Source organism: Streptomyces sp. NPDC058239 (assembly GCF_042882185.1).
Classification (GTDB): domain Bacteria; phylum Actinomycetota; class Actinomycetes; order Streptomycetales; family Streptomycetaceae; genus Streptomyces.
Genome location: NZ_JBHVWS010000017.1, coordinates 68,944 through 93,149, shown reverse-complemented (window position 1 = coordinate 93,149; position 24,206 = coordinate 68,944). Strand labels below are relative to the sequence as shown.

The following is a 24,206-nucleotide window of genomic DNA, read 5'->3' as shown; positions in this document are numbered from 1 at the left end:
TCTCAGTGGCCCGTGGAGCCGCCGTTGTCCCTGCGGTCGAGGGCCCGCTGCAGGGCGGCGGCGGCATTCTGGCGCTCCGACTCGGTCGGGCGGTGGGTGTGACGGACGCGGCGGACAGTCGTCTCGGCCATGGTGGATCGACTCCTTGAGATCGCGAGGATTTCGAGATCGAAAAATCGTGAACGTGATTTCGAGATCGGGATTTCGAGGCGCCGGAAGGGGCGGGGAGCGGGCGCCGCAGGGGTTGCCTGCACAGGGGCGCTCGCTCACGACCGCCAGTCGCTGGATCTAGCGAGACGTTCGGCTTCTACAAAGCTAGGACAGCTCGGCCGGTCTGTCTCCACAATTACTCGGACTTCCTACTATCTGAGACGGAGGTTTACGGACGCCCGCCCCCGGTTCCCGGGTCAGGGCCCGGACAGTGAGTGATTGTGCCTGCTCAGGGGTGGTAACACAGCCGACCGAACGCGTCGGCCGCTCCGGCCCGGGAGCCCTGATCCCGACCGTGTCCGGTGCTCCTTCGAGTGACAGCTCCGGCAGGATCGCCATGCCGGGACCACGGGACACCATGGAGAGCACCGCTCCGTCGTCCTCGGCCCCGGCCGTCGCACGCGGGATCCACTCCTGCGCGGCCCACCGGTCCCGGGTGTACGAGGTACAGCTCTCCACCCGGTCCGCCATCGGGAGCGTCCGCGGCGCCGGATGGCCGGCGGGGCGGCAGCCCTCCGGTCGGCCACCGCCCGATCACAGCACGTCCCCGTCCCGCCAGTCGAAGATCAGCGTCCCGGACGCAGGCGGCGGCACGGAGCCGGCCACACCGCGGATGTAGGTGCTGCCCTCCTCGTCCGGCAGCCGCTCCACCCCGTAGCGCCCCTGCACGCCGATCCGCCCCGGCCACACCTGCCAGCCGCGGCCCGCGTACAGCGCGGCCCCGGCAACCGATGCGGACAGGGCCCCGAAGGCGTACGCCCCGTCGACGACCTGTTCCAGCGCGGCCATCACACGCCCGCCGAGCCCTTCCCTGCGGCGGTCGGCGCGGACTGCCACGGCCTCCACGTAGCCGATCCGGTACGAACGGCCCTCATGGATCACCCGGCGCTGGACGACGCTGCCGTGCGCGAGGAGCCCGCTGCCGTCCCGTACATACGCGTGGATGCCGCCGAGGCCGTGGTCCCAGTCGTCGTCGCTGAAGTCTCCCTCGAAGGCGGTGTCCACGAAGGTGTGGATCTCGTCGAGGGCGGCCGGGGTCAGCAGGTAGGTGTGCGCGGTGCGCAGGGTCGGCTCAGTCATGTGCTCCAGCCTCCCAGGCACCGCAGCCACCAGGTACTCAGCCCGCATTTGAGTACCCGCCACGTGTCGAAGAATGGTGCGTCGCAAGAGAGTTGGGCCCATGAACGGCCTATACGCTCTCAAGCCCTGGTACGCGGACCGGCTCTCCGGTGTCCGCGCCTCGCTGGTCCGCCGTGAGGTGTCGCCCGACACTCTCACCGCAGCCGGCGTGGTCTCGGCGGCCGGTGCCGCCGCCGCACTGGCCTGGCTGCCCACCGGCCTCGCCGCCCTGCCGGTCGCCGTGCTGCTCGCGGCCCGGCTCGCCTTCGCCAACCTGGACGGCGCGCTGGCCCGCGACACGGGCCGGACGACCAGGCGCGGCGCGGTGCTCAACGAACTCGGCGACCGGCTGGCGGACCTGGTCGTGCTGGCCGGTTTCCTGGCGCTCGCCCCGCTGTGGCTGGTGGCGGCGGCCGGGCTCGCGGCGACGCTGCCGTCCTGGGTATCACTGGCCGGCGCGGCGGCGGGCGCACCCCGGCGCAACGGCGGCCCGGTCGGCAAGACCGAACGCTGTCTGCTGGTCGTGGTCGCCGCGGCGAGCGGCTGGGCCGTACCCGTCCTGATCGTGATCGCCGCCGGCTCGCTGCTCACCGCCGCACTTCGGCTGGCCTGGCTGTGGCGGGAGCCGGCATGAGCGCCGTACTGATCGCCGAGGAGGCGGCGGCACGGGCCGTGCCGCTGGTCGCGGGTGTGCTGGGGGCGGGCGGCGTCGCCGTCGCCGTACTGCCGTCGAAGGTCCGGATGCGGGCCGAGCTGCGCAAGCGGTGGCGTACCTGGGCGCTGGTCGCCCCGGTCTTCCTGGGGGCGTACTTCCTGGGCGGCGGCGGGACGTTCGCGCTGGCCGCGGGGCTCGGGGTGATCGCGGTGAGCGAGTTCGTACGGATGGCGGGGCTGAGGCGCGGCGATCACGCGGTGCTGGCGGTGGCCGCGCTCGCGCTCCCGGCGCTGGCGTGGCTCGCGCCGCAGGTCCTCGACGTACGGGCGGCTGCGCTGCTGCTGGTCGCGGCCGCACTTCCTCCGGTGCTGGCCGGGGACGACCGGGCAGGGTTCACCCGAACCGCCCGTACCGCCTTCGGGCTGCTGTGGATCCCGGTCGCGCTGACCGGTCTGGTGACGCTCGGCGATACAGGTGTCGCGGTGGGGCTCGCGGTGGCGCTCGGCGATGTCGGCGCCTGGTGCGGCGGTACGGCGCTGGGCCGCCGCGGCCCGCTCGCCCGGCCGTTGTCGCCGCTCTCCCCCAACAAGACCTGGGCGGGCGCGCTCGGCGCTGCGGTGGCAACAGCCGTACTCCTGCTCGTACTGGGCGAGTTCGCCCTCCCCCTGTGGGCTGCGGTGCTGGGCGGCTGTGTGCTCGGCGATCTGCTCGAATCGATGGTCAAGCGCGAGTCGGGGGTGAAGGACGCGGGCAGTTGGCTGCCCGGCTTCGGCGGCCTCCTCGACCGGATCGACTCCCTGCTGGTGGCCCTTCTCCTGGCGATGGTGATGACATGACCTCCACACTCCCGCGCGTCCGTGACCGGGTCGCGCTGCCCGTGCGCTCACGCTTCGCCGCCGCGCTCCGGCGCGGCCTGTGGTGGGGCGTCCTCAGCCTCACCGGCGGGGTGGAGCGGCGCGGCCGACTGCCGCGCGGCGGATGTGTCGTCGTCGCCAACCACTCCTCGCACGCGGACACGGCGGCGCTCCTCGCCGCGCTCGACGCCCGGCACACCCCGGCGATCGGCGCGGCGGCCGACTACTGGTTCGCCTCACCGTGGCGGCGCCGGATCTGCCGCAGGCTCGCGGCCGGGTTCCCGGTGCGGCGCGGCGGCGGCGGCATGGACGACCTGCTGTCCATGGCGGACGAGCTGCGGTCGGGCCGGGCGGTCGTCCTGTTCCCGGAGGGCACCCGGGGCAGGGACGGCGAGCTGGGCTCCTTCCACCGGGGCGCGCTGGTCCTCGCCGGGCAGGCGGGTGTCCCGGTCGTGCCGGTGGGGATCGCGGGCACGGACCGGCTGCTGCCCAAGCACGGCCGGCTGCGCTCGGCGCTGGTGCGAGTGTCGATCGGTGACCCGCTGCCGTCGGCGGTCACGCCCCAGGAGGCCCGTGACGCGGTGGTTGCGCTGCACTCGCGTACGGTCGCCGAGCCACTGAGGGACTCCGCGACGCGGCGCCGGGTGGCGTCGGTCGTGACCTCGCGCTGGGGCGTACCGCTGGCGTTCGGCTGGGCGCTGGCGGAGGCGCTGAGCTGGCCGTTGATGCCGGAGCTGTTGCTGGGCGCGGTCTGTGCGGCGGTGCCGCGGGTGGCACTGAAGATGTCGCTGGGCGCACTCGCCGGCAGCCTGGCCGGTGGCCTGCTGGCCCTTCAACTGGCATCCGCGGGCGTGCAGTTGCCCGCACCGCTGACCACGGACCGGATGCGCGCCGAGGTCCGCAGCGAGCTGGCCCTGGAGGGTGCGTCCGCCGTTCGCCACCAGCCGTGGAACGGAATCCCCTTCAAGGTGTACGGCGCCGAGGCGGGCCGCGCCGGAGTCCCCGCGCCCGGCTGGCTCACCGCATCGGCTGCGGCACGCGGCTCCCGGACCCTCACGGTGGGGCTCGGCTTCGCCGCCTTCGGACTGCTGATGCGCCGCCACCGTCGTCATTACGCCCACTGTCTGATCCTGCTGGGCGGCGGCTTCACGGTCGGTCTTTCGTTGATCGTGCACGGCTGGAGCTGAACGGGGACACAGTAGGAGATCCGGGACGGCTCCTCCTCCCCTCCTCTATTGACCCGACGTATTTGCCGTCAGAGACCTTGACGCCCCATCAGTCCGCCATCATTCTCCCAGTCATCGGACCAATGGTCAGGTCTGTGAACGATGAGCCTGCGGACTGGGAGAAATCGTGTCACTGCACAAGCCATGGAGAACCCGCATCGGAACGCTGTCGGCGGTCCTGTGCGGCGCGCTCGCGTCGACGCTGCTGACGGCGGCCGGCGCGCGCGCCGAGGAGAGCGCCTGGACGGTACGGGACAAGCCCGACGGACCCCGCGCGGAGCTGCGGCTCGACCGGGCGACCGGATCACTGAGCCTGACGGTGTCCCGCGAAGGCGGGACGGTCATCGCCCCGTCACCCGTGGGGATCGTGACCGAGCGGGCCGACCTCACCTCGGGGCTGGGGTTCCTCGGCCGCAGCGACCGCCCGGTCGACGAGCACTACCGCACGAACGCGGGCAAGACCCGGAGCCGCACCGTCCACATGCGTGAATCGCGCTTCCGCTTCCGTACCGCCGCAGGCGCCCGGCTCGATCTGCTCGTCCGGGCCTCCGCCGACGGTGTCGCCTACCGCTACGTCCTGCCCGGTGACACGGGCAACGTCCTGCGCGAGGCCTCCGCGTTCACCCTGCCCGAGGGTGCGTCCGCCTGGCTCGGCAACTACCGCAAGGACAACGAGAACCTCTTCAACGCGTACTCCGCCACGGGCGCCCCGGCCGGTGAGTACATGATGCAGGGGCTGTTCCGTACCGGAGGCGGCTACGCCCTGGTCGCCGAGTCCGACCTCACCGGCAGCTACTCCGGGGCCCGTCTGGTCCATGACACGGGCTCCCCCACCTACCGCGTCAAGCTCTGGGACGAGCAGGTCCAGGTGAAGGGCGCGCTCACCACGCCTTGGCGCGCCGTGGTCACCGGCGACCTGGCGACCGTCACCGAGTCCACCTTCACGGACGATCTCGCCCCGGCCTCCAAGGTCCACGACACCTCCTGGATCAAGCCGGGCCGGGCCCTGTGGACCTGGCTGGCGGGCGGGCGTCCGGCGGGCCAGAGCCTGGAGATGCAGAAGGGGTACGTCGACTACGCGGCCGCCCGCCACTGGCCGTACACCGTCGTCGACGCGGGCTGGTACTTCGACCCGGACCAGTGGGACGTCACCGACCCCGACTGGCAGTCCCACAGCTGGATTCCTGAGCTGGTGCGCTACGGCAGGGAGCGCGGCGTCGGAGTCCAGGTCTGGATCCACCACCGCGACCTGGACACCGCCGAGGAGCGCGCCCAGTGGCTGCCCACGCTGGAGAAGTGGGGCGTCAAGGGGGTGAAGATCGACTTCATGGACTCGGAGGCTCAGGAGACGTTCCAGTGGTACGACCAGATCCTCCCCGAGACGGCGGCCCACCACCTCCTGGTCAACTTCCACGGCTCCACGATCCCCAAGGGCATCCAGCGCACCTGGCCGCACGTCATGTCGCTGGAGGGTGTCAACGGCGAGGAGAAGAAGACGAACACCGCCCAGCATCTGACCACGCTCCCGTTCACCCGGAACGTGATCGGCTCCATGGACTTCACCCCCGGCGCCTTCCATCGCCCGAACCGGCCCAACGCCGCGTCCGACGCAGGTGAGCTGGGCCTGTCGGTGCTGTACGAGTCCGGGGTCCAGAACCTGGCCGGCACCCCCGAGTCGTACGAAGCCCGCCCGGTGGCCCGGCACTTCCTGGAGCAGCTGCCGGACGCCTGGGACGACACCCGGCTGCTGGCGGGCGAGCCCGGAAGCAGCGCGGTCCTGGCCCGACGCAACGGCAGCCGCTGGTTCATCGGCGCAACGTACGCGGGCACGGCGCACATCGCCGAGGTTCCCCTGCGGATCGGGTCCGGCCGGTGGCTGGTCGAAACGGTGACGGACGGGCCGACGGGGCTGGTCCGCACGGCCCGCGCGGTGCGGGGCGGGGACGCGCTGTCGGTGGATGTGGTGGCCGACGGCGGCTTCGCCGCGGTGGCCTGCCGCTGGGTCCCGGGCCGTACCTCGTGCGACCGCTGAACCGGTAGCGGACCGCAACCTCCAGCCCACCGGCTCCCCTGCCGGCCCGGGCCGTTGTCAGTGGGCGCCCCTACTGTTCATGAGCAGGGGGCCTGCGGACAGCGGCCCGGCGGGAGGGGACGACGATGAGCTTCAGCATGCAGGCACGGGCCGTTCCGGCAGCCGGGCTGCCGCAGGACTTCGCCGGGGTGACGGCGGTCTTCGGTGACACGGACGACGAGCTCGATTTTCTTCAGACGGATCTGCGCATCTCCAAGGATTTCTCCGAGGTGCACGAGTTGTTCCTCAACGCGCCGCCCGGCCACGGCAGTTGCGAGCTCCCGGTCTTCGGCGGGACCGTCCATGAGGACCCGGCCGGGATCGAGGCGCCGTCGGTGACTCTGGAGGCCGCGGGGGTGCTGGAGGCGGCGGAGTTCCTCCGCTGCCATCCGTTCGACCAGCTGTGGCGTGCGGCCGCCGGGGGCGTCGGCGCGCACTGGGGCTGGCCGGAGACCGAGGTCCGCGATGTCTTCGCCCGCCACTACCGGCAGGTGCTGGACTTCTACGGGCGTGCCGCGGAGGCGGGCGACGCGGTGGTGAAGCGGTTCCTCTACTGAGGGACGGCCCCGGAATGGAAACCGCCTCCCGGCCGGCAGGGGAACCGGGCGGGAGGCGGAAATCGTGGCGGGGCGCCGGGGGTGCGGCGCTCCGGGGGGCGTCAGCCCTGGTGGGGGTAGGTGTAGTCGGTCGGCGGAACCAGCGTCTCCTTGATGGCCCGGGTCAGGGTCCAGCGCTGCAGGTTCTGCGGGGCGCCCGCCTTGTCGTTCGTACCCGAGGCACGGCCGCCACCGAAGGGCTGCTGGCCGACGACGGCACCGGTCGACTTGTCGTTGATGTAGAAGTTGCCCGCGGCGTACCGCAGCTTCTCCATCGTGTGCGCGGCCGCGGCACGGTCGCCCGCGATGACGGAACCGGTCAGCGCGTAGTCGGAGACCGACTCCATCTGCTCCAGCATCTCGTCGTACTTGCCGTCCTCGTAGACGTGCACGGCGAGGATCGGGCCGAAGTACTCGGTCGTGAAGACCTCGTTCTCCGGGTCGCTGCACTCGATGACGGTCGGGCGGACGAAGTAGCCCACCGAGTCGTCGTAGGTGCCGCCGGCGATGATCGTGCAGGACGGGTCGGACTTGGCGCGGTCGATCGCGGCCTTGTTCTTGGCGAACGAGCGCTCGTCGATGACGGCACCGATGAAGTTCGACAGGTCGGTGACGTCACCCATGGTGATGGAGTCGACCTCGGCCGCGAACCTCTCCCTGAAACCGGAGTTCCAGATGGAGGCCGGGACGTACGCACGGGAGGAAGCCGAGCACTTCTGGCCCTGGAACTCGAAGGAGCCACGGGTGAGCGCGGTCTTCAGCACGGCGTGGTCGGCCGACGGGTGGGCGACGACGAAGTCCTTGCCGCCGGTCTCGCCGACGAGCCGCGGGTAGGTGCGGTAGTTGGCGATGTTGTTGCCGACCGTCTTCCACAGGTGCTGGAAGGTGGGGGTCGAACCGGTGAAGTGGATACCGGCCAGGTCGCGGTGGTTCAGGGCCACCTCGGAGACGGCGATGCCGTCACCGGTCACCAGGTTGATGACGCCCTTGGGCAGACCCGCCTCTTCCAGGAGCTGCATCAGCAGCACGGCGGCGTGGGTCTGCGTCGGGGACGGCTTCCACACCACGACGTTGCCCATGAGGGCGGGGGCGGTGGGCAGGTTGCCCGCGATGGCCGTGAAGTTGAACGGCGTGATCGCGTAGACGAAGCCCTCCAGCGGGCGGTGGTCCATGCGGTTCCACACGCCCGGCGAGTTGGCCGGGGGCTGCTCGGCCAGGATCTGGCGCGCGTAGTGCACGTTGAAGCGCCAGAAGTCGACGAGCTCACAGGGAGTGTCGATCTCGGCCTGCTGGGCGGTCTTCGACTGGCCGAGCATCGTGGATGCGGCCAGCGTCTCGCGCCAGGGGCCGGACAGCAGCTCGGCGGCGCGCAGGATGATCGCGGCGCGGTCGTCGAAGGACATCGCGCGCCAGGCCGGGGCGGCGGCCAGCGCGGCGTCGATCGCGTCCTGGGCGTCCTGCTCGGTGGCGCCGGCGAACGTACCGATGACGGCCTTGTGGTTGTGCGGCTGTACGACGTCGAAGCGCTCGCCGCCGCCCATCCGCTTCTCGCCACCGATGGTCATCGGAAGGTCGATCGGGTTCTGGCTGAGCTCCTTGAGCTTCGCCTCCAGGCGGGCGCGCTCCGGGGAACCCGGGGCGTAGGAGTGGACCGGCTCGTTGACCGGCGCGGGGACCTGAGTGACAGCGTCCATGAGTGCCTTGTCTCCTTGTGTCAGGGGGTGGGGGTCAGCCGGGCAGGTCAGCCCTTGGTGAGGATGGAGCGGCCGAAGAACAACAGGTTCGCCGGCTTCTCCGCGAGGCGGCGCATGAAGTAGCCGTACCAGTCGGTGCCGTACGCGGTGTACACGCGCATCCGGTGGCCCTCGGCCGCGAGCCGGATGTGCTCGTCGCTGCGGATGCCGTACAGCATCTGGAACTCGTACTCGTCCAGCTTGCGCCCGGCCTTCCGGGCCAGCTCCTGGGCGATGGCGATCAGACGCGGGTCGTGCGACCCGATCATCGGGTAGCCCTCGCCCTCCATCAGGGTCTTCAGGATACGGACGTACGCCTTGTCGATCTCGGCCTTGTCCTGGTGTGCGACGGAGGCGGGCTCCTTGTAGGCGCCCTTCACGATGCGGACGCGGCTGCCGACGGCGGCCAGGCGGCGGGCGTCCTCCTCGGTGCGGAACAGGTACGCCTGGATCACACAGCCGGTCTGCGGGAAGTCCTTCCGCAGCTCCTCGTGGATGGCGAACATCGAGTCGAGGGTGGTGTGGTCCTCGGCGTCCAGCGTGACCGTGGTGCCGATCGCGGCGGCGGCCTCGACGACCGGGCGGACGTTGGCGAGCGCCAGCTCGTGGCCGCCGTCCAGCGCCTGGCCGAACATGGAGAGCTTGACGGACATCTCGGCCTTGGTGCCCAGGCCCAGGTCCTTGAGGCGCTCGATCAGTTCGAGGTAGGCATCACGGGCGGCGGCGGCCTGCTCGGGGGTGGTGATGTCCTCGCCGACCACGTCGAGGGTGACTTCGAGGCCCTTGTCGGCTGCGTCCTCGATGATCGGGACGACCTGGTCGACGGTCTCACCGGCGATGAACCGGTCGACGACCTGCTTGGTGCCAGGTGCGGCCGAGATGAAACGGCGCATCTTGTCGCTGCGGGACGCGGCGAGAATCACGGGACCCAGCACGGGGCACCTCCACGGAAAGTACGAACGAAGGCCGTACCGGCAGATAGGGAACAGAGCGGTACAGCACGGAGAACCACCGTGAAATCTAAGGATCTCTCCGATGGTGTGCCATCGACAGCTGTCACGCATCCATTCCCGGGATCTCAGACATATGTCTGAAGGGGTGCGAGAATGGCCGGGTGAAGGGCGATTACCAGGAGCTGGTCGACGAGATCTCCGGGCTGCTCGGCGCCCCCGCGACGCTGGAGAACCGGGACTTCGGCCTGGTCGCCTTCGGCGCCCACGACAGCGACGACGACACGGCGATGGACCCGGTCCGCACCCGCTCGATCCTGACCAGGCGCTCCACGCCCGCGGTCCGCGCCTGGTTCGAGGGCTTCGGCATCGCCCGCGCCACCGGCCCGGTCCGCATTCCAGCCGCCCCGGAGGCCGGGGTGTTCCGGGGCCGTATCTGTCTGCCGGTACGCCATCGGGGTGTCGTGCTCGGTTACGTATGGCTGCTCGACGCGGACCCCGGGCCGACCGACGAGCAGCTGAGGGCGGCAATGGAGGTGGCGGCCCGGATCGGGGGGCTGCTCTCCGACGAGGCGCGGGCGGGCACGGATCTGTCCCGGGAGTTCGGTGCGGTCCTCACCGCTGGGCGGGGCTGGCAGCGCGACATGGCGGTGACCGCGCTGCACGAAGCACTGGGCCGGGACGCGGAGGGCCTGCACACGGTGGTGTGCGTGACCCCGTGGACCGACGATCCACCATCGGTCCGCACGGTGTCCTCGGCATCGGCACTGACCTCGGTCCCGGCCCCCGGGGCCGCCGGGGGCCCCTCGCTGGCCGCGCTGATCCGGCTGCGCTCCAGCGATGTCCTCGACCCGGCGCTCACCGCCGCGGACCGGCTGCGTTCCTCTGCGGGCGGGTACGCCACCGCCGGGGTCGCGGTGCCCCGCCGGGGCCTGGCGGACCTGGCCGAGGCCTGGCACGAGGCGTCGGCCGCGGCCCGCGCGGCGGCGGCCGAGTCCCGCTTCGGCCCGGTCGGCGAGTGGTCGGCGATCGGCCCGTACCGGCTGCTGACCGCGCTCCCCGCAGAAACGGCCGCGGATCCCGCGGTCCGCGCCCTGCTCACCCCGCCGCACAAGGATCTGGCCCACACCGCCGAGGTGTTCCTCGACTGCGCGGGCCAGGCGTCCCGTACGGCCACCGCACTCGGCATCCACCGCCAGACGCTCTACTACCGGCTCTCCCGGGTCCAGCGGCTCACCGGCCTCGATCTCAACGACGGCGAGGACCGGCTGTTGCTGCACATGGCACTCAAGGGCGCACGGCTCTGATCCCGCGCGCCGCCACCGAACCCGACGCGTCCGAGAGCCCCCTGTCAGCCCGCCCGGCGTCCGAGGACGGGACCGTCGCCCCGGACCCCGGACCCCGGGCACTCGGCCCGGCCTGGACGCCGACTCCAGGCCTTCCTACCGCACCCGCCCTTCGAGCACCGCCTTCAGACCATCCGTCAGATCCTGTGCGGACGGCGCCGATTCACTGTCCATCAGCCACTGCACCATCACACCCGCGAGCAGCGCCTGGCAGAACAGCCCGGCCACCCGCGCCTTTTCCGGGTCCGTCTCCGGGTCGATGCCGAGCATGTTCTCGGCGAGCCCGTCACGCCCTTCGCGCTGCGGGCCCGCCAGGGCCTTCTGCAGCTCCGGGTCCTGGTCGATCCGGGAGACGACCTCCATCTGGAGCTGCCAGACGGACCGGGTCCGCCCATAGCTGTCGATCACCCGCTCCCAGGTGTCGCGGAACTGGTCGAGCGGCGACCGGGGCCCGCCGTCGCCGCCGTCCGCGTCCACGTCCGGCCGCTCGGTGAGCACATCACCCCACTCCTCCGTCACCTTGAGAAAGGCGAGGTTGAGCAGGGCCTCCTTGGAGCCGTAGTGGTAGCCGATGGAGGCGAGGTTCGTACCGGAGGCGGCCACGATGTCGCGCGCCGTCGTCCGGGCGTATCCCTTCTCCAGCAGGCAGCGCTTGGCGCCTTCGAGCAGATCCTCACGGTGTCCCATGAAAGCAGCGTACCCGGCATGCAGACGTTTGTGTAAGACGCACGTCTAGATGCCGGGTACGCGGGGCCCTGAGGCCGTCAGTCGGTCAGGTTCACCGTACGGGCCGATGCGGCACCGATCTCCGTGGAGATCTCGGTGAGCACCGACGCCGGGACGTCGTCGTCGACGGTGAGCACGACCAGCGCCTCGCCGCCCGCGTCCGTCCGCGAGACCTGCATGCCCGCGATGTTCAGACCGGCCTCGCCAAGGATCCGGCCGACCGTGCCGACGACACCGGGACGGTCCTCGTAACGCAGCACCACCATGTGGTCGGCCAGCGCCAGGTCCACGTCGTAATCGCCGACGGCCACGATCTTCTGGAGGTGCTTGGGGCCGGCCAGCGTGCCGGAGACCGCGACCTCCTCGCCGCCCGAGAGCGTGCCGCGGACGGTGACCACATTGCGGTGGTCCGGCGACTCGGAGCTGGTGGTGAGGCGGACCTCGACACCGCGCTCCTGCGCGAAGAGCGGGGCATTCACATACGACACGGTCTCGTCGACCACGTCCTCGAAGACGCCCTTGAGCGCGGAGAGTTCGAGCACCTTGACGTCGTGCTGGGTGATCTCGCCGTACACCTCGACGTCGAGGCGGACCGCGACCTCGCCCGCGAGCGCCGTGAAGATCCGGCCGAGCTTCTCGGCGAGCGGCAGGCCCGGGCGTACGTCCTCGGCGATCACACCGCCCTGGACATTGACCGCGTCCGGCACGAGCTCACCGGCGAGGGCCAGGCGCACGGACTTGGCGACCGCGATGCCGGCCTTCTCCTGGGCCTCGTCGGTGGAGGCGCCGAGGTGCGGGGTGCAGACGACCTGGTCGAACCCGAACAGCGGGGAGTCCGTGCAGGGCTCCTTCGTGTACACGTCGAGACCGGCGCCGGCGACCCGGCCCTCCTTGAGTGCGGAGGCGAGCGCCTCCTCGTCGACGATGCCACCGCGCGCGGCGTTGACGATGCGCACCGAGGGCTTCACCTTGTGCAGCGCCTCGTCGCCGATCAGGCCCAGCGTCTCGGGGGTCTTGGGCAGGTGCACGGTGATGAAGTCGGCGACCTCGAGCAGCTCGTCCAGCGCAAGGAGCTTGACGCCCATCTGGGCGGCACGCGCGGGCTGCACATAGGGGTCGTACGCGACGATCTTCATACCGAAGGCCGACATGCGCTGAGCGACCAGGACACCGATGCGGCCGAGGCCGACGACGCCGAGGGTCTTCTCGCTCAGCTCGACGCCGGTGTACTTGGAGCGCTTCCACTCGCCGTTCTTGAGGGCGGTGTTGGCCTGCGGGATGTTGCGCGCAGTGGCGACCAGCAGACCGCAGGCCAGCTCGGCGGCGGTCACGATGTTGGAGGTCGGTGCGTTGACGACCATCACGCCGGCCTTGGTGGCGGCGGAGACGTCGACGTTGTCCAGACCGACGCCCGCGCGGGCGACGACCTTCAGCTTCTTCGCGGCGGCGACGGCCTCGGCGTCGACCTTGGTGGCGGAGCGCACCAGGATGGCGTCGACATCGGCGATCGCGGGGAGGAGCTCGGCGCGGTCCGCGCCGTTGCAGTGCCGGATTTCGAAATCCGGACCCAGGGCGTCAACCGTGGCAGGCGACAGCTCTTCAGCGATGAGTACGACAGGTTTCGAGCTCACGTGAGTCCTCACAAGTCCAGTGCGGACGGCCGTCCCGACGGCCGCAGGCGGTGGAGGGGCTTGCCGCGTGGAAGACGCACGACACTGTGGGCCTGACGCGTGTATGTGTGGAGAAGTGTAGTCATGCGCCGGCACGCGCACTGCGCCCCGATGGAAGGATCACCCACACGGGGGTGGACGACTTGTACACACGTACGACGCCGCCTCTTCCAGCGGTGAAGCAGGGGGGAACACCGCGGGGGCGGGTCAGAAGACCCGCCCCCGGGGCGAATGGGTTACGCGTCCTCGTCGTTGACCCAGCTCATGAGCTTGCGCAGCTCACGGCCCGTGGTCTCCAGGAGGTGGTCGCTGTCCGCCTTCTTGTACTCGTTGTACTTGGGCAGGCCGTTGTGGTACTCGGCCATCCAGTTCTTGGCGAAGGTGCCGTCCTGGATCTCCGCGAGGACCTTCTTCATCTCGGCCTTGGTGGCGTCCGTGATGATCCGCGGGCCGGTGACGTAGTCGCCCCACTCGGCGGTCTCCGAGATGGACCAGCGCATCTTCTCCAGGCCGCCCTCGTACATGAGGTCCACGATGAGCTTCAGCTCGTGCAGGCACTCGAAGTACGCGATCTCCGGCTGGTAACCGGCCTCGGTCAGGGTCTCGAAACCGGCCTTGACCAGGGCGGCGGTGCCACCGCAGAGGACGGCCTGCTCACCGAAGAGGTCGGTCTCGGTCTCCTCGGTGAAGGTCGTCTTGATGACGCCGGCGCGGGTGCCGCCGATGCCCTTCGCGTACGACAGGGCGAGCGCCAGGCCGTTGCCCGAGGCGTCCTGCTCGACGGCCACGATGCACGGAACGCCGCGGCCCTCCTCGTACTGACGGCGGACCAGGTGGCCCGGGCCCTTCGGGGCGACCATGCAGACGTCGACATTGGCCGGCGGCTTGATGAAGTCGAAGCGGATGTTCAGGCCGTGGCCGAAGAACAGCGCGTCGCCGTCCTTGAGGTTGTCCTTGATGGACTCCTCGTAGACCTGGGCCTGGATCGGGTCCGGGACGAGGATCATGATGACGTCGGCCTCGGCGGCGGCCTCGGACGGGGTCACCACGCGCAGGCCCTGCTCCTCGGCCTTGGCCTTGGACTTGGAGCCCTCGTGCAGACCGACACGGACGTCGACACCCGAGTCGCGCAGCGACAGCGCGTGGGCGTGGCCCTGGCTGCCGTAGCCGATGACCGCGACCTTGCGGCCCTGGATGATGGACAGGTCGGCATCGTCGTCGTAGAACAGCTCGGCCACTGGGTCTCTCCTTGGTGTGCAGGTGTTGCGTCCCACCGTACGGCGGGGTGCGTCAGATACGTTTTCGGGTCTCGCCATACGAGCGGCGAAGTGGCGGTGCCTAGGCCGAACGGTCGAGGGCGCGCAGCGAACGGTCGGTGATCGAGCGCGCGCCGCGCCCTATGGCGATGGTGCCGGACTGGACCAGCTCCTTGATGCCGTACTGCTCCAGCATCTTGAGCATGGCCTCCAGCTTGTCGGCACCGCCGGTCGCCTCGATCGTGACGGCCTCCGGGGAGACGTCCACGGTCTTGGCGCGGAACAGCTGGACGATCTCGACGATCTGGGAGCGGGTCTCGTTGTCGGCGCGGACCTTCACCAGGACGAGCTCACGCTGGATCGCAGCGGACGGCTCGAGTTCGACGATCTTCAGGACGTTCACCAGCTTGTTGAGCTGTTTGGTCACCTGCTCAAGAGGCAGGTCCTCGACATTGACGACGATGGTGATGCGCGAGATGTCGGGGTGTTCGGTGGTACCGACCGCGAGCGAGTCGATGTTGAAGCCGCGGCGGGAGAACAGTGCGGTGATCCGGGCGAGGACACCGGGCTTGTTCTCGACCAGGACGGAGAGCGTGTGCTTGGTGGACATGGAGTCGGTCTCTCTCTGTCTCTCAGTCGTCTTCGTTGTCGCCGAAGTCGGGACGGACCCCGCGGGCGGCCATGACCTCGTCGTTGGAGGTGCCGGCGGCGACCATCGGCCACACCATGGCGTCCTCGTGGACGATGAAGTCGATCACGACGGGGCGGTCGTTGATGGAATTGGCCTCTTCGATGACCTTGTCCAGGTCGGCCGGGTCCTCGCAGCGGATCGCGTGGCAGCCCATGGCCTCGGACAGCTTGACGAAGTCCGGGACGCGGGTGCCCTTCGCCGGGATGCCCTCGGTGTCGGCGCCGGAGTGCAGCACGGTGTTGGAGTACCGCTGGTTGTAGAACAGGGTCTGCCACTGGCGGACCATCCCGAGCGCCCCGTTGTTGATGATGGCGACCTTGATCGGGATGTTGTTGAGCGCGCAGGTGGTGAGTTCCTGGTTGGTCATCTGGAAGCAGCCGTCGCCGTCGATCGCCCAGACCGTGCGGTCCGGCATGCCGGCCTTGGCGCCCATCGCGGCCGGGACGGCGTAGCCCATCGTTCCGGCGCCGCCGGAGTTCAGCCAGGTGGCGGGCTGCTCGTACTGGATGAAGTGCGAGGCCCACATCTGGTGCTGGCCGACGCCCGCCGCGAAGATCGTGCCCTCGGGGGCGAGCTGACCGATGCGCTGGATGACCTGCTGCGGCGAGAGGCTGCCGTCCTCGGGCAGGTCGTAGCCGAGCGGGTAGGTGTCGCGCCAGCGGTTGAGGTCCTTCCACCAGGCGTCGTAGTCACCGACGTGACCCTCGGTGTGCTCGGCCTGGACGGCCTGGACCAGGTCGGCCAGGACCTCGCGGGCATCGCCCACGATCGGGACGTCCGCGGCGCGGTTCTTGCCGATCTCGGCCGGGTCGATGTCGGCGTGGACGATCTTGGCGTACGGGGCGAAGCTGTCCAGCTTGCCGGTGACGCGGTCGTCGAATCGGGCTCCGAGGGCGACGATCAGGTCGGCCTTCTGCAGCGCGGTGACGGCGGTGACCGCACCGTGCATGCCCGGCATTCCGACGTGCAGCGGGTGGCTGTCGGGGAATGCGCCGAGCGCCATCAGTGTGGTGGTGACGGGCGCTCCGGTGAGCTCTGCGAGGACCTTCAGTTCGGCGGTGGCCCCCGCCTTGATGACACCGCCGCCGACGTACAGCACCGGGCGCTTGGCCTGAGTGATCAGCTTGGCGGCTTCGCGGATCTGCTTGGCGTGCGGCTTGGTGACCGGGCGATAGCCGGGCAGGTCCTGGGTGGGCGGCCAGCTGAACGTGGTCTGCGCCTGCAGCGCGTCCTTGGCGATGTCGACGAGGACGGGGCCCGGACGGCCGGTGGAGGCGATGTGGAAGGCCTCGGCGATGGTGTGCGGGATGTCCTCGGCCTTGGTGACCAGGAAGTTGTGCTTGGTGACCGGCATGGTGATGCCGCAGATGTCGGCTTCCTGGAAGGCATCCGTGCCGATGGCCTTGGAGGCGACCTGGCCGGTGATCGCGACCAGCGGGACGGAGTCCATGTGGGCGTCGGCGATCGGCGTGACCAGGTTGGTGGCGCCGGGGCCGGATGTGGCCATGCAGACGCCGACCTTGCCGGTGGCCTGTGCGTAGCCGGTGGCGGCGTGTCCGGCGCCCTGCTCGTGACGGACCAGCACATGACGGACCCGGGTGGAGTCCATCATCGGGTCGTACGCCGGAAGGATGGCGCCGCCGGGAATGCCGAATACCGTGTCGGCCCCCACCTCCTCAAGAGACCGGATGAGGGACTGCGCGCCCGTGACGTGCTCAACGGTGGCGGCGGGCGATCCGCCGTTACGGGCCCGCGGCTGGGGATGGTGGGCCCCGGTGGCCTGCTCGGTCATCGCATTCTCTTCTCGAAGCTGAGGGTTTTTGCGGGTGTTTTACGAGGTTTTGCCTGGTGTTAGTGCAACAAAAAACCCCTCGTGCCGTGAGGCAAGCGAGGGGAGCGCGCCGGGGTGGTCCGCAGAGTGTCAGTGAGGGACTCTGCTTCAGCCGACGCGCTTTCCAAGTACGAGAATTCGGGTGCGCATGGCATTGACCCTCTCTCCGACGCATACAACGTGTCAAGTGGGTGGGACGGGCGTCTCAACATGTGAGCCGCTGAGGAGTGGGATCGAGCCGCCGGCCAGGACGGGCTGGGCAGTGGCACTGCCGGGCACCGGGAACTCGCCGCGGGCCAGGGCGCGGCGCAGCCGGTACTCGTCGAGCGGCCCGGAGAAGGCCATTCCCTGGCCGTGCGTACAGCCCATGGCGCGCAGCGCGAGGACCTGCTCCGGTACGTCGACACCATCGGCCACGGATTGCATGCCGAGGTCGCAGGCGATGCGCAGGAGGCCGCTGGTGATCTTGTGCAGCCGGGCGGATTCCACGACACCCTCGACGAGACCGCGGTCCAGTTTCAGTACGTCGATGGGGAGCCTGCGCAGGGCATTGATCGCGGCGTATCCGCTGCCGAAGCCGTCGAGCGCGATACGGACACCGAGCCGGCGCAGCGCGACGAGACGCTGTTCGAGTTCGTCGAAGGAGATCCGGGGGTCGCTGTCGGCGACCTCGATCATCAGGGCGCCGGAGGGCAGGCTGTGCCGGGTGAGCAGCGCCTCGACGGAGCCGAACGGCATCCCCTTGTCGAGGAGCCTGCGGGCGGAGAGCCGCACTGCGACAGAGACCGGATGGCCGGCCCTGGCCCGGTCGGCAGCCTGCTCGACAGCCTCTTCGAGGAACCAGCGGCCGAGTTCGGCGGTGCGGTCGCTGTCCTCGGCGACGCGAAGGAATTCGGCCGGGGTGAACAGGATGCCCTGGGCGGAGCGCCAGCGTGCCTGGGCGGCGACGGCGGCGACGGTGCCGCTGGCGAGATGCACCACGGGCTGATGGAGCAGGGCGAACTCGCCGTCGCGCAGAGCGGTGCGCAGCCGGGCAGCCAGCTCGGAGCGGCGTACGACTTCGGCCTGCATCTGCGGGGCGTACAGCTCGACGCGGTTCTTGCCGCCCGCCTTGGCGCGGTACATGGCGAGGTCGGCGTTGCGCATGAGGTCGCTCGGAGAGATGCCGGGCTCGGCGAAGGCGACCCCGATGGACGCTGCGACCCGGACCTCGCCGGTGCCGATGCGGTACGGCTGGGAGAGGGTGAGGCGCAGCCGGTCGGCGATCTCGTGGACCTGGCATTCCCGGGCGGACTGGTCGCGGATGCCGTCGCCGAGGATGATGGCCGCGAATTCGTCACCGCCGAGGCGGGCCGCGGTGTCGCCGGCCCGTACGGATTCATGGAGGCGGCGGGCGGCCTGGATGAGGAGCTCGTCGCCCGCCTGGTGGCCGAGTCGGTCATTGACCGCCTTGAAGCCGTCGAGGTCGATGAAGAGCACGGCGGTGCCGGGGTCGCCGGAGCGGCGGCCGCCGAGGGCCTGGCGCACCCGCTCGGTGAACAGGGCGCGGTTGGGCAGGTCGGTGAGCGGGTCGTGCTCGGCGTTGTGCTGCAACTGGGCCTGCAGCCGCACCCGTTCGGTCACATCGCGGCTGTTGAGGATCAGCCCGCCCTGGTGGCGGTTGACCGTGGATTCGACATTGAGCCAGTCGCCCGTACCGGATCTGAAACGGCACTCGATCCGGGTGGTGGGCTCCTCCCCCGGAGAGGCGGCGAGGAACCGGCGCACTTCGTGGACCACCCGCCCCAGGTCCTCGGGGTGGATGATCGAGGCGAGCTCGGCGCCGACCAGGTCGTCGGCATCGCGCCCGTACACCCCCGCGGCGGCGGGGCTGACGTAGCGCAGGACGCCGGTGGGGGCGGCGATCATGATGACATCGCTGGAGCCCTGCACCAGGGAGCGGAAGTGGTTCTCCTTCTGTGCCAGCTCCTGGGTGAGGGCGATGTTGTCGACGAGCATGATGCCCTGCCGGACGACCAGGGCGAGCACCACCGTGCAGCCGGTGAAGACCACGACGCGGTCCACCCGGCGCCCCTCGGTGACGTTGTAGAGAATGCCGAGAGTGCAGACGGCGGCGGCGAGATACGGCGTCAGCGCGGCCAGCGATCCCGCGACGGGCCGACTGGTGGAGCGCGGCGCACCCCGTGGCGGGAAGGCGTTGTCCGCTGCGTTGTTCGCACCCCAGGGCGCGTACGCGAGGAGCAGGGAACCGGCGAACCAGCCCGCGTCCAGCAACTGGCCGGAGTGGTAGGTCTGGCGCAGCAGCGGGGAGGTGAACAGGGCGTCGGAAAGGACCGTCAGGGCGAGTGCGGCAACGGCTGTGTTCACCGCGGAGCGGTTGACGTTGGACCGCCGGAAATGCAGGGCCAGCACCATGGAGACAAGCACGATGTCGAGCAGCGGATAGGCCAGCGCGAGCGCCGCGCGGGCCACGCTCGCGCCCTCGGCATCCACGAGATGCGCGGTGTGGGCGAGGGCGAGGCTCCAGGAGAGCGTGAGGAGCGATCCGCCGATCAGCCAGGAGTCCAGCGCGAGACAGAACCATCCGGCCCGGGTGACGGGGCGTTTGGCGAGGACGAGCAGCCCGACGATGGCGGGTGGTGCGAAGCAGAGGTAGAAGACATCGGCGAGGGAGGGGCTGGGCACCGAGCGCCCGAGCACGACCTCGTACCAGCCCCAGACCGCATTGCCCCCTGCGGCCATGAGCGAGGAGAGCGCGAACAGCAGCCAGGCGGGCCGGAACCGGTCGCCGCCGGTCCGCGCGTAGCGGAAGCAGGAGACGGCCGCGACCAGCGCGGCGGCGCTGAGGCCGAAATCCCCCATGATGAGCGCCAGTTCCGAAGAACCCCAGCCGAGGGCCGCCCCCACCGCGTAACCGCCGCAGACGAGGCCGACCATGATCTGCAGGGCCAGTGCGGATGCGCTGCCGCCGGTGGACCGCCGGGAGAGAAGCGCCCCGAGGGCGCCGGCCGGCGCGCTCACCGGGGCGCACCCGACGCCGCCGGGTGTGCACGCACCCGGCGCCCGGCCGGGGCCTGTTCCGGGTTTCCCGTCTGCGCCGCGACGCCCGGCACCCACTCCCCCGAGCTCTCGGCTTCGCTCGGGCAGGGGGGACCTCCTTGCCGCGTTGTCGGGCTCGTCCAAGAGCGTCCGGTACGGGGACGCCCCTCCGCCCGGCGATCGCACGCACCGGACGCCGCGTCGCCCGCCCTGCGGGCGGACGACGGGACACCCGGAACAGGCCCCGAATATCGTCGACTGCCCTGCGGTGCCGGATCGTTCGCCCATCGGCCGTACATCGCCCGTCGCCCCCTCGCGTGTCGCGTCCTCCCCGGCGCAGTCCCTTCCTCGGCTCAGCGCCCCTTTCGGGACGATACACCAGACCAGTCACTCAGGGACATAGTCCATCTACTCTCCGTGACGATCAGAGGACTTGTCGGAACGGTGTGCAGTCGTACGGACCCGCAGCGTGATCAACCGGTGGTGCGTACGACGTTCTGCACCGGCTCCCCTGCGGCGAAACGGCTCAGCTGTCCGGCCACCAGACGCTTGGCGCGCGGCCGGAACGCCGAGGTGCTGCCGCCCACATGAGGAGTGATCAGGACGTTCGGAGCATGCCAGAGGGGATGGCCGGACGGCAGCGGTTCCGGGTCGGTGACATCGAGGGCGGCGCGCAGCCGGCCGGACTCGAGTTCGAGCAGCAGCGACTTGGTGTCGACGACGCCGCCCCGTGCGACGTTCACGAGCAGCGCTCCGTCCGGCATCGCGGCGAGGAACTCCGCGCCCACCAGCCCTTGTGTGGACGGGTTCAGCGGGGTGGACAGCACGACGACGTCGGCCTCGGGCAGGAGTGCGGGCAGGTCGTCGAGTGTGTGTACGGGGCCGCGTGCTGTTGTCCGTGCAGAGCGCGCGACGCGCGCCACCCGCGCGCACTCGAAGGGCGCGAGCCGGTCCTCGATGGCGGCCCCGATCGATCCGTACCCCACGATCAGTACGGACTTGTCGGCGAGCGCGGGGTAGAAGCCGGCCCGCCACTCCTCCTTGTCCTGACCGTGGACGAACCCGGGGAAGCCGCGCAGGGAGGCGAGTATCAGGGCGAGGGCGAGCTCCGCGGTCGACGCCTCATGGACCCCCTTGGCATTGCACAGCCGCACCCCGGCCGGCAGCAGACCGAGTCCCGGCTCGACATGGTCGATGCCCGCGGAGAGCGTCTGCACGACCTGTACCTGTGCCATGCCGGCGAGCGGACGGACCGCGATCTGTGAACCCTTCATGTACGGCACGACATAGAAGGCGCAGTCGGCCGGGTCTGCCGGGTAGTCCTGCTCGCCGTCCCAGAAGTGGTAGTTGAGACTTTCGGGGAGTCCTTCGATCTCGTCGGCGGGAAACGGCATCCATACGTCGGAAGTCTTCTTCGAAGTCATGGTCAGGAGGCTAATCGCCGGGAGGCTGCGCGAGAGGCGGCGGCCGGCAGAGGTTACTTTGGGGTGCGGTGTGGTCCCGTGACGGCGGGGCCGAGGTCCTGTGGTCACGGGACCTTAGGGAGGGTTCGGGGAGTTGGAGCGCAGGAGTCTCGGTGCGGCGGCGCTCGCCGTGGGTGCGGTCGGTCTTGGCTGTATGCCGATGAGCTGGGCGTACAGCGCGTCGCAGCAGCGCGGTGACCGTGCGTTGCGTGCGGTGCACGCCGCGCTCGACGCGGGCGTCCAACTGCTGGACACGGCCGACATGTACGGCCCCTTCACCAATGAGCTGCTGGTGGGCCGGGCGCTGAAGGGCCGCAGGCCCGATGCCTTCGTCTCCACCAAGTGCGGGCTCCTGGTGGGCGATCAGCACATCGTTGCCAATGGCCGCCCCGGCTATGTGCGGCGGGCCTGTGACGCCTCGCTGCGGCGGCTGCAGACCGATGTGATCGATCTGTACCAGCTGCACCGGGCCGATCCCGAGGTGCCGGTCGAGGAGACCTGGGGCGCGATGGCGGAGCTGGTGACCGCCGGAAAGGTGCGGGCGCTCGGACTCTGTGCTGTCGGAGCGCGGGCTTCTCGCCGGCCGGGTGCCCGGATGTATGACGAAACGATCCGCCAGCTGGAGCGGGTGCAGCAGGTCTTCCCGGTGAGCGCGGTACAGGCGGAGCTCTCGGTCTGGTCGCCGCAGGCGCTGGAGTCGTTGCTTCCGTGGTGCTCGGCTCGGGGTGTGGGGCTGCTTGCGGCGATGCCCCTGGGGAACGGCTATCTGACGGGCACGCTGACCCCGGGACAGGGCTTCGAGCCCGAGGATCTGCGGGCCAGGCATCCGCGGTTCACTGCCGAGATGATGGCGGCGAACCAGCCGGTGGTGGTCGGGCTGCGGCGGATCGCGGAGCGGCACGGGGCGACTGCGGCGCAGGTGGCGTTGGCCTGGGTGCTGCGGCAGGGGCCGCATGTGGTGCCGGTGCCGGGGACCAAGCGGGAGCGGTGGGCGGTGGAGAACGCGGGGGCGGCCGGACTGACGCTGACCGCGCAGGATCTGGTGGAGATCGCCCGGTTGCCCGCGGCGCGGGGGTCGTGGGACTGACCTCCCGCCCCGCGTTCGTGATCACCGATGGAGAAAATTGGCGGGCATCGGGAACCCGGGGCGGGGCTGCGGTGTAAGAACAGTAGTCGGGTGGCCGTCGAAGGGATCGGTGCTGTGCGCGGTGTTCTGTTCGGATCTGTACAAGGCCCTGCGGGTCGTCGGGGGCGGCGTAGAGGCGTGCGCCACGCAACGGTGGCCGCGCTGGCCGCGGGCACGCTGCTGCTGACCGCGGGGTGTTCCTCGGGGGACGGTTCCGGCGGTGCTGCGGGCGTCGGACACATGCCCTCGCCGTCCCGCACCTCCGCCGCCACGGGCCCGTCGGCCTCCCCGTCCGCGTCGGTGGCCCTGCCACCGGCGAAGGGCTCGGTGGAGGTGGTCTCCACGCTCACCGAGGGCCTCGACTCGCCGTGGGGGCTGGCGGAGCTGCCCGGCGGCGATCTGCTGGTCTCCTCGCGCGACAAGGGAACGATCACCCGGGTCGACGGGAAGAGCGGCAAGAAGACCCTGCTGGGCGCCGTGCCCGGGGTGTCGCCCGGCGGGGAGGGAGGGCTGCTGGGGATCGCGGTCTCCCCCACGTACGGTTCGGACCATCTGGTGTACGCGTACTTCACGACCGAGTCCGACAACCGCATCGCGCGCATGCAGTACGACGAGAACGGCACGACGCCCGGCCGGCTGCTGGGTGCACCGGACACGATTCTGCGGGGCATCCCGAAGGGATCGATCCACAACGGCGGGCGGATCGCCTTCGGCCCGGATCACATGCTGTACGCGGGAACCGGGGAGACGGGGGACAACGGGCTCGCGCAGGACAAGAAGTCGCTGGCCGGAAAGATCCTGCGGATGACCCCGGACGGCCAGCCGCTGCACGGCAATCCGGAGGCCGACTCCGTGGTGTATTCGTACGGGCACCGCAATGTGCAGGGGCTGGCCTGGGACGGGCAGAAGCAGCTGTGGGCGTCCGAATTCGGGCAGGACACCTGGGACGAGCTGAACCGGATCGAGCCGGGTGGGAATTATGGCTGGCCGGAGGTCGAGGGCAGGGCGGGGAAGCCGGGATTCATCGACCCCGTGGCACAGTGGAAGACGTCCGAGGCGTCCCCGAGCGGGATCGCCTTCGCCGAGGGTTCGATCTGGATGGCGGGCCTGCGCGGTGAGCGGCTCTGGAGGATTCCGCTGTCCGGCAAGGAATCTCTGGCGGCCCCGCAATCGTTCCTGAAGGGGAAGTACGGGCGTCTGCGCACGGTACTCGCCGCGGGCGGCGACAAGCTCTGGCTGGTCACGAGCAACACGGACACCCGTGGCACCCCGAAGCCGGGAGACGACAGGATCCTGGTGCTGGAGGTGCGGTAGCGGCTACTGCAGGTGAAAGGGCGTGCGACCGGTGTTCAACTTCTTCGAGGAACTCTTCGCGCCGGGCCGAAAGCATGCCGCCGAGGAGCAGAAGCGGCTGGAGCTGACCCGGGTGGATCTCGGTGTCGGCGACCCGGGGCGCGGGCCGATAGACCTGGCCTCCGGAAAGGTGATCGTCAGGGCGTCCGGTACCGACGGCGGTCCTGGGGCGGACCGTGGCGCGACAGACGCGATACCGGACCCGGACCAGGCAGCGGACGGTCCCGATGAGGCGTCCGGGCCGGATACCCCGGACGCTCCGCAGGACGGTCCGGACGCGCGGCCGTAGCC

Annotated in this window: 20 protein-coding genes and 1 pseudogene; 9 read left to right on the top strand and 12 right to left on the bottom strand. The window is 70.3% G+C overall.

Annotated features, from left to right (window positions below; all coding sequences use genetic code 11):
• Positions 1 to 2 precede the first annotated feature (2 nt).
• The 3 genes and pseudogenes from ACFVYE_RS20060 to ACFVYE_RS20050 form a co-directional block, all read right to left on the bottom strand.
• Positions 3 to 131 (bottom strand): hypothetical protein, encoded by a 129-nt coding sequence (locus tag ACFVYE_RS20060; RefSeq protein ID WP_093772350.1) that lies wholly within the window; start codon positions 129 to 131, stop codon positions 3 to 5.
• Between the two features lie 215 nt (positions 132 to 346).
• A pseudogene (locus ACFVYE_RS20055) lies at positions 347 to 714 on the bottom strand (LysR substrate-binding domain-containing protein); the annotation flags it as partial.
• A 30-nt stretch (positions 715 to 744) separates the two neighbouring features.
• On the bottom strand, positions 745 to 1,290 hold the full coding sequence (locus ACFVYE_RS20050; RefSeq protein WP_383969158.1) for a GNAT family N-acetyltransferase: 546 nt from the start codon (positions 1,288 to 1,290) through the stop codon (positions 745 to 747).
• A gap of 100 nt (positions 1,291 to 1,390) precedes the next feature.
• On the opposite strand from ACFVYE_RS20050, the gene ACFVYE_RS20045 reads away from it, so the two are divergent.
• The 5 genes from ACFVYE_RS20045 to ACFVYE_RS20025 all read left to right on the top strand — a co-directional run bounded on the left by ACFVYE_RS20045 (position 1,391) and on the right by ACFVYE_RS20025 (position 6,692).
• A complete protein-coding gene (locus ACFVYE_RS20045) occupies positions 1,391 to 1,963 on the top strand; it encodes a CDP-alcohol phosphatidyltransferase family protein (protein ID WP_383969161.1) in 573 nt (190 codons plus the stop codon).
• Positions 1,960 to 2,820, top strand: a complete 861-nt coding sequence (locus ACFVYE_RS20040; protein ID WP_383969164.1) for a phosphatidate cytidylyltransferase — start codon at positions 1,960 to 1,962, stop codon at positions 2,818 to 2,820. Before ACFVYE_RS20045 ends, ACFVYE_RS20040 begins: the two co-directional genes overlap by 4 nt.
• Complete coding sequence (locus ACFVYE_RS20035) at positions 2,817 to 4,025, top strand: lysophospholipid acyltransferase family protein (protein WP_389606644.1); 1,209 nt, start codon at positions 2,817 to 2,819, stop codon at positions 4,023 to 4,025. The genes ACFVYE_RS20040 and ACFVYE_RS20035 overlap by 4 nt, the downstream gene beginning before the upstream one ends.
• A 166-nt stretch (positions 4,026 to 4,191) precedes the next feature.
• Positions 4,192 to 6,096, top strand: a complete 1,905-nt coding sequence (locus tag ACFVYE_RS20030) for a glycoside hydrolase family 97 catalytic domain-containing protein (RefSeq protein ID WP_389606642.1) — start codon at positions 4,192 to 4,194, stop codon at positions 6,094 to 6,096.
• Between the two features lie 125 nt (positions 6,097 to 6,221).
• Positions 6,222 to 6,692: a hypothetical protein gene (locus tag ACFVYE_RS20025; RefSeq protein WP_383969173.1), complete on the top strand. Its 471-nt coding sequence runs from the start codon at positions 6,222 to 6,224 to the stop codon at positions 6,690 to 6,692.
• Positions 6,693 to 6,793: 101 nt separating this feature from the next.
• Here the strand turns inward: ACFVYE_RS20025 and pruA are convergent, their stop codons facing one another.
• Complete coding sequence (gene pruA, locus ACFVYE_RS20020) at positions 6,794 to 8,425, bottom strand: L-glutamate gamma-semialdehyde dehydrogenase (RefSeq protein ID WP_383969176.1); 1,632 nt, start codon at positions 8,423 to 8,425, stop codon at positions 6,794 to 6,796.
• Between the two features lie 47 nt (positions 8,426 to 8,472).
• Entirely contained in the window at positions 8,473 to 9,399 is a 927-nt protein-coding gene (locus tag ACFVYE_RS20015; protein WP_383969178.1) for a proline dehydrogenase family protein, read from the bottom strand.
• Positions 9,400 to 9,578: 179 nt separating this feature from the next.
• Between ACFVYE_RS20015 and ACFVYE_RS20010 the strand changes: the two genes are divergently transcribed.
• Entirely contained in the window at positions 9,579 to 10,721 is a 1,143-nt protein-coding gene (locus tag ACFVYE_RS20010; protein WP_383969181.1) for a PucR family transcriptional regulator, read from the top strand.
• A 135-nt stretch (positions 10,722 to 10,856) separates the two neighbouring features.
• Here ACFVYE_RS20010 and ACFVYE_RS20005 read toward each other — a convergent pair whose 3' ends face one another.
• The 7 genes from ACFVYE_RS20005 to ACFVYE_RS19975 all read right to left on the bottom strand — a co-directional run bounded on the left by ACFVYE_RS20005 (position 10,857) and on the right by ACFVYE_RS19975 (position 21,397).
• Complete coding sequence (locus tag ACFVYE_RS20005; RefSeq protein WP_383969184.1) at positions 10,857 to 11,447, bottom strand: TetR/AcrR family transcriptional regulator; 591 nt, start codon at positions 11,445 to 11,447, stop codon at positions 10,857 to 10,859.
• Positions 11,448 to 11,524: 77 nt separating this feature from the next.
• Positions 11,525 to 13,117: a phosphoglycerate dehydrogenase gene (gene serA, locus ACFVYE_RS20000; RefSeq protein WP_383969187.1), complete on the bottom strand. Its 1,593-nt coding sequence runs from the start codon at positions 13,115 to 13,117 to the stop codon at positions 11,525 to 11,527.
• A gap of 275 nt (positions 13,118 to 13,392) precedes the next feature.
• Entirely contained in the window at positions 13,393 to 14,394 is a 1,002-nt protein-coding gene (gene ilvC, locus ACFVYE_RS19995) for a ketol-acid reductoisomerase (protein ID WP_037690024.1), read from the bottom strand.
• A 100-nt stretch (positions 14,395 to 14,494) separates the two neighbouring features.
• Positions 14,495 to 15,022, bottom strand: coding sequence for an acetolactate synthase small subunit (gene ilvN / locus ACFVYE_RS19990; RefSeq protein WP_018102507.1), 528 nt, complete (start codon positions 15,020 to 15,022; stop codon positions 14,495 to 14,497).
• 22 nt (positions 15,023 to 15,044) lie between these two features.
• The gene (locus ACFVYE_RS19985) at positions 15,045 to 16,895 is read right to left on the bottom strand and encodes an acetolactate synthase large subunit (RefSeq protein ID WP_389606637.1); all 1,851 of its coding nucleotides are present in this window, start codon (positions 16,893 to 16,895) and stop codon (positions 15,045 to 15,047) included.
• A 222-nt stretch (positions 16,896 to 17,117) separates the two neighbouring features.
• Positions 17,118 to 19,955, bottom strand: a complete 2,838-nt coding sequence (locus ACFVYE_RS19980; RefSeq protein WP_389606635.1) for a putative bifunctional diguanylate cyclase/phosphodiesterase — start codon at positions 19,953 to 19,955, stop codon at positions 17,118 to 17,120.
• 491 nt (positions 19,956 to 20,446) lie between these two features.
• On the bottom strand, positions 20,447 to 21,397 hold the full coding sequence (locus tag ACFVYE_RS19975; RefSeq protein ID WP_389606633.1) for a 2-hydroxyacid dehydrogenase: 951 nt from the start codon (positions 21,395 to 21,397) through the stop codon (positions 20,447 to 20,449).
• 169 nt (positions 21,398 to 21,566) lie between these two features.
• Between ACFVYE_RS19975 and ACFVYE_RS19970 the strand changes: the two genes are divergently transcribed.
• The 3 genes from ACFVYE_RS19970 (at position 21,567) to ACFVYE_RS19960 (ending at position 24,204) form a co-directional block, all read left to right on the top strand.
• Positions 21,567 to 22,523: an aldo/keto reductase gene (locus ACFVYE_RS19970; RefSeq protein ID WP_383969213.1), complete on the top strand. Its 957-nt coding sequence runs from the start codon at positions 21,567 to 21,569 to the stop codon at positions 22,521 to 22,523.
• A gap of 192 nt (positions 22,524 to 22,715) precedes the next feature.
• On the top strand, positions 22,716 to 23,876 hold the full coding sequence (locus ACFVYE_RS19965) for a PQQ-dependent sugar dehydrogenase (protein WP_389606698.1): 1,161 nt from the start codon (positions 22,716 to 22,718) through the stop codon (positions 23,874 to 23,876).
• 31 nt (positions 23,877 to 23,907) lie between these two features.
• Positions 23,908 to 24,204, top strand: coding sequence for a DUF6191 domain-containing protein (locus tag ACFVYE_RS19960; protein ID WP_383969219.1), 297 nt, complete (start codon positions 23,908 to 23,910; stop codon positions 24,202 to 24,204).
• The last annotated feature ends 2 nt before the right edge of the window (positions 24,205 to 24,206 follow it).

Bases quoted from the DNA above. Each gene is read 5' to 3' on its own strand.
- ACFVYE_RS20005 (WP_383969184.1), bottom strand. From the start codon at position 11,447: ATGGGACACCGTGAGGATCTGCTCGAAGGCGCCAAGCGCTGCCTGCTG.
- ACFVYE_RS20045 (WP_383969161.1), top strand. From the start codon at position 1,391: ATGAACGGCCTATACGCTCTCAAGCCCTGGTACGCGGACCGGCTCTCC.
- ACFVYE_RS20025 (WP_383969173.1), top strand. From the start codon at position 6,222: ATGAGCTTCAGCATGCAGGCACGGGCCGTTCCGGCAGCCGGGCTGCCG.
- ACFVYE_RS19985 (WP_389606637.1), bottom strand. From the start codon at position 16,895: ATGACCGAGCAGGCCACCGGGGCCCACCATCCCCAGCCGCGGGCCCGT.
- ACFVYE_RS20040 (WP_383969164.1), top strand. From the start codon at position 1,960: ATGAGCGCCGTACTGATCGCCGAGGAGGCGGCGGCACGGGCCGTGCCG.
- ilvN (WP_018102507.1), bottom strand. From the start codon at position 15,022: ATGTCCACCAAGCACACGCTCTCCGTCCTGGTCGAGAACAAGCCCGGT.
- ACFVYE_RS20050 (WP_383969158.1), bottom strand. From the start codon at position 1,290: ATGACTGAGCCGACCCTGCGCACCGCGCACACCTACCTGCTGACCCCG.
- ACFVYE_RS20060 (WP_093772350.1), bottom strand. From the start codon at position 131: ATGGCCGAGACGACTGTCCGCCGCGTCCGTCACACCCACCGCCCGACC.
- pruA (WP_383969176.1), bottom strand. From the start codon at position 8,425: ATGGACGCTGTCACTCAGGTCCCCGCGCCGGTCAACGAGCCGGTCCAC.
- ACFVYE_RS19975 (WP_389606633.1), bottom strand. From the start codon at position 21,397: ATGACTTCGAAGAAGACTTCCGACGTATGGATGCCGTTTCCCGCCGAC.
- ACFVYE_RS20035 (WP_389606644.1), top strand. From the start codon at position 2,817: ATGACCTCCACACTCCCGCGCGTCCGTGACCGGGTCGCGCTGCCCGTG.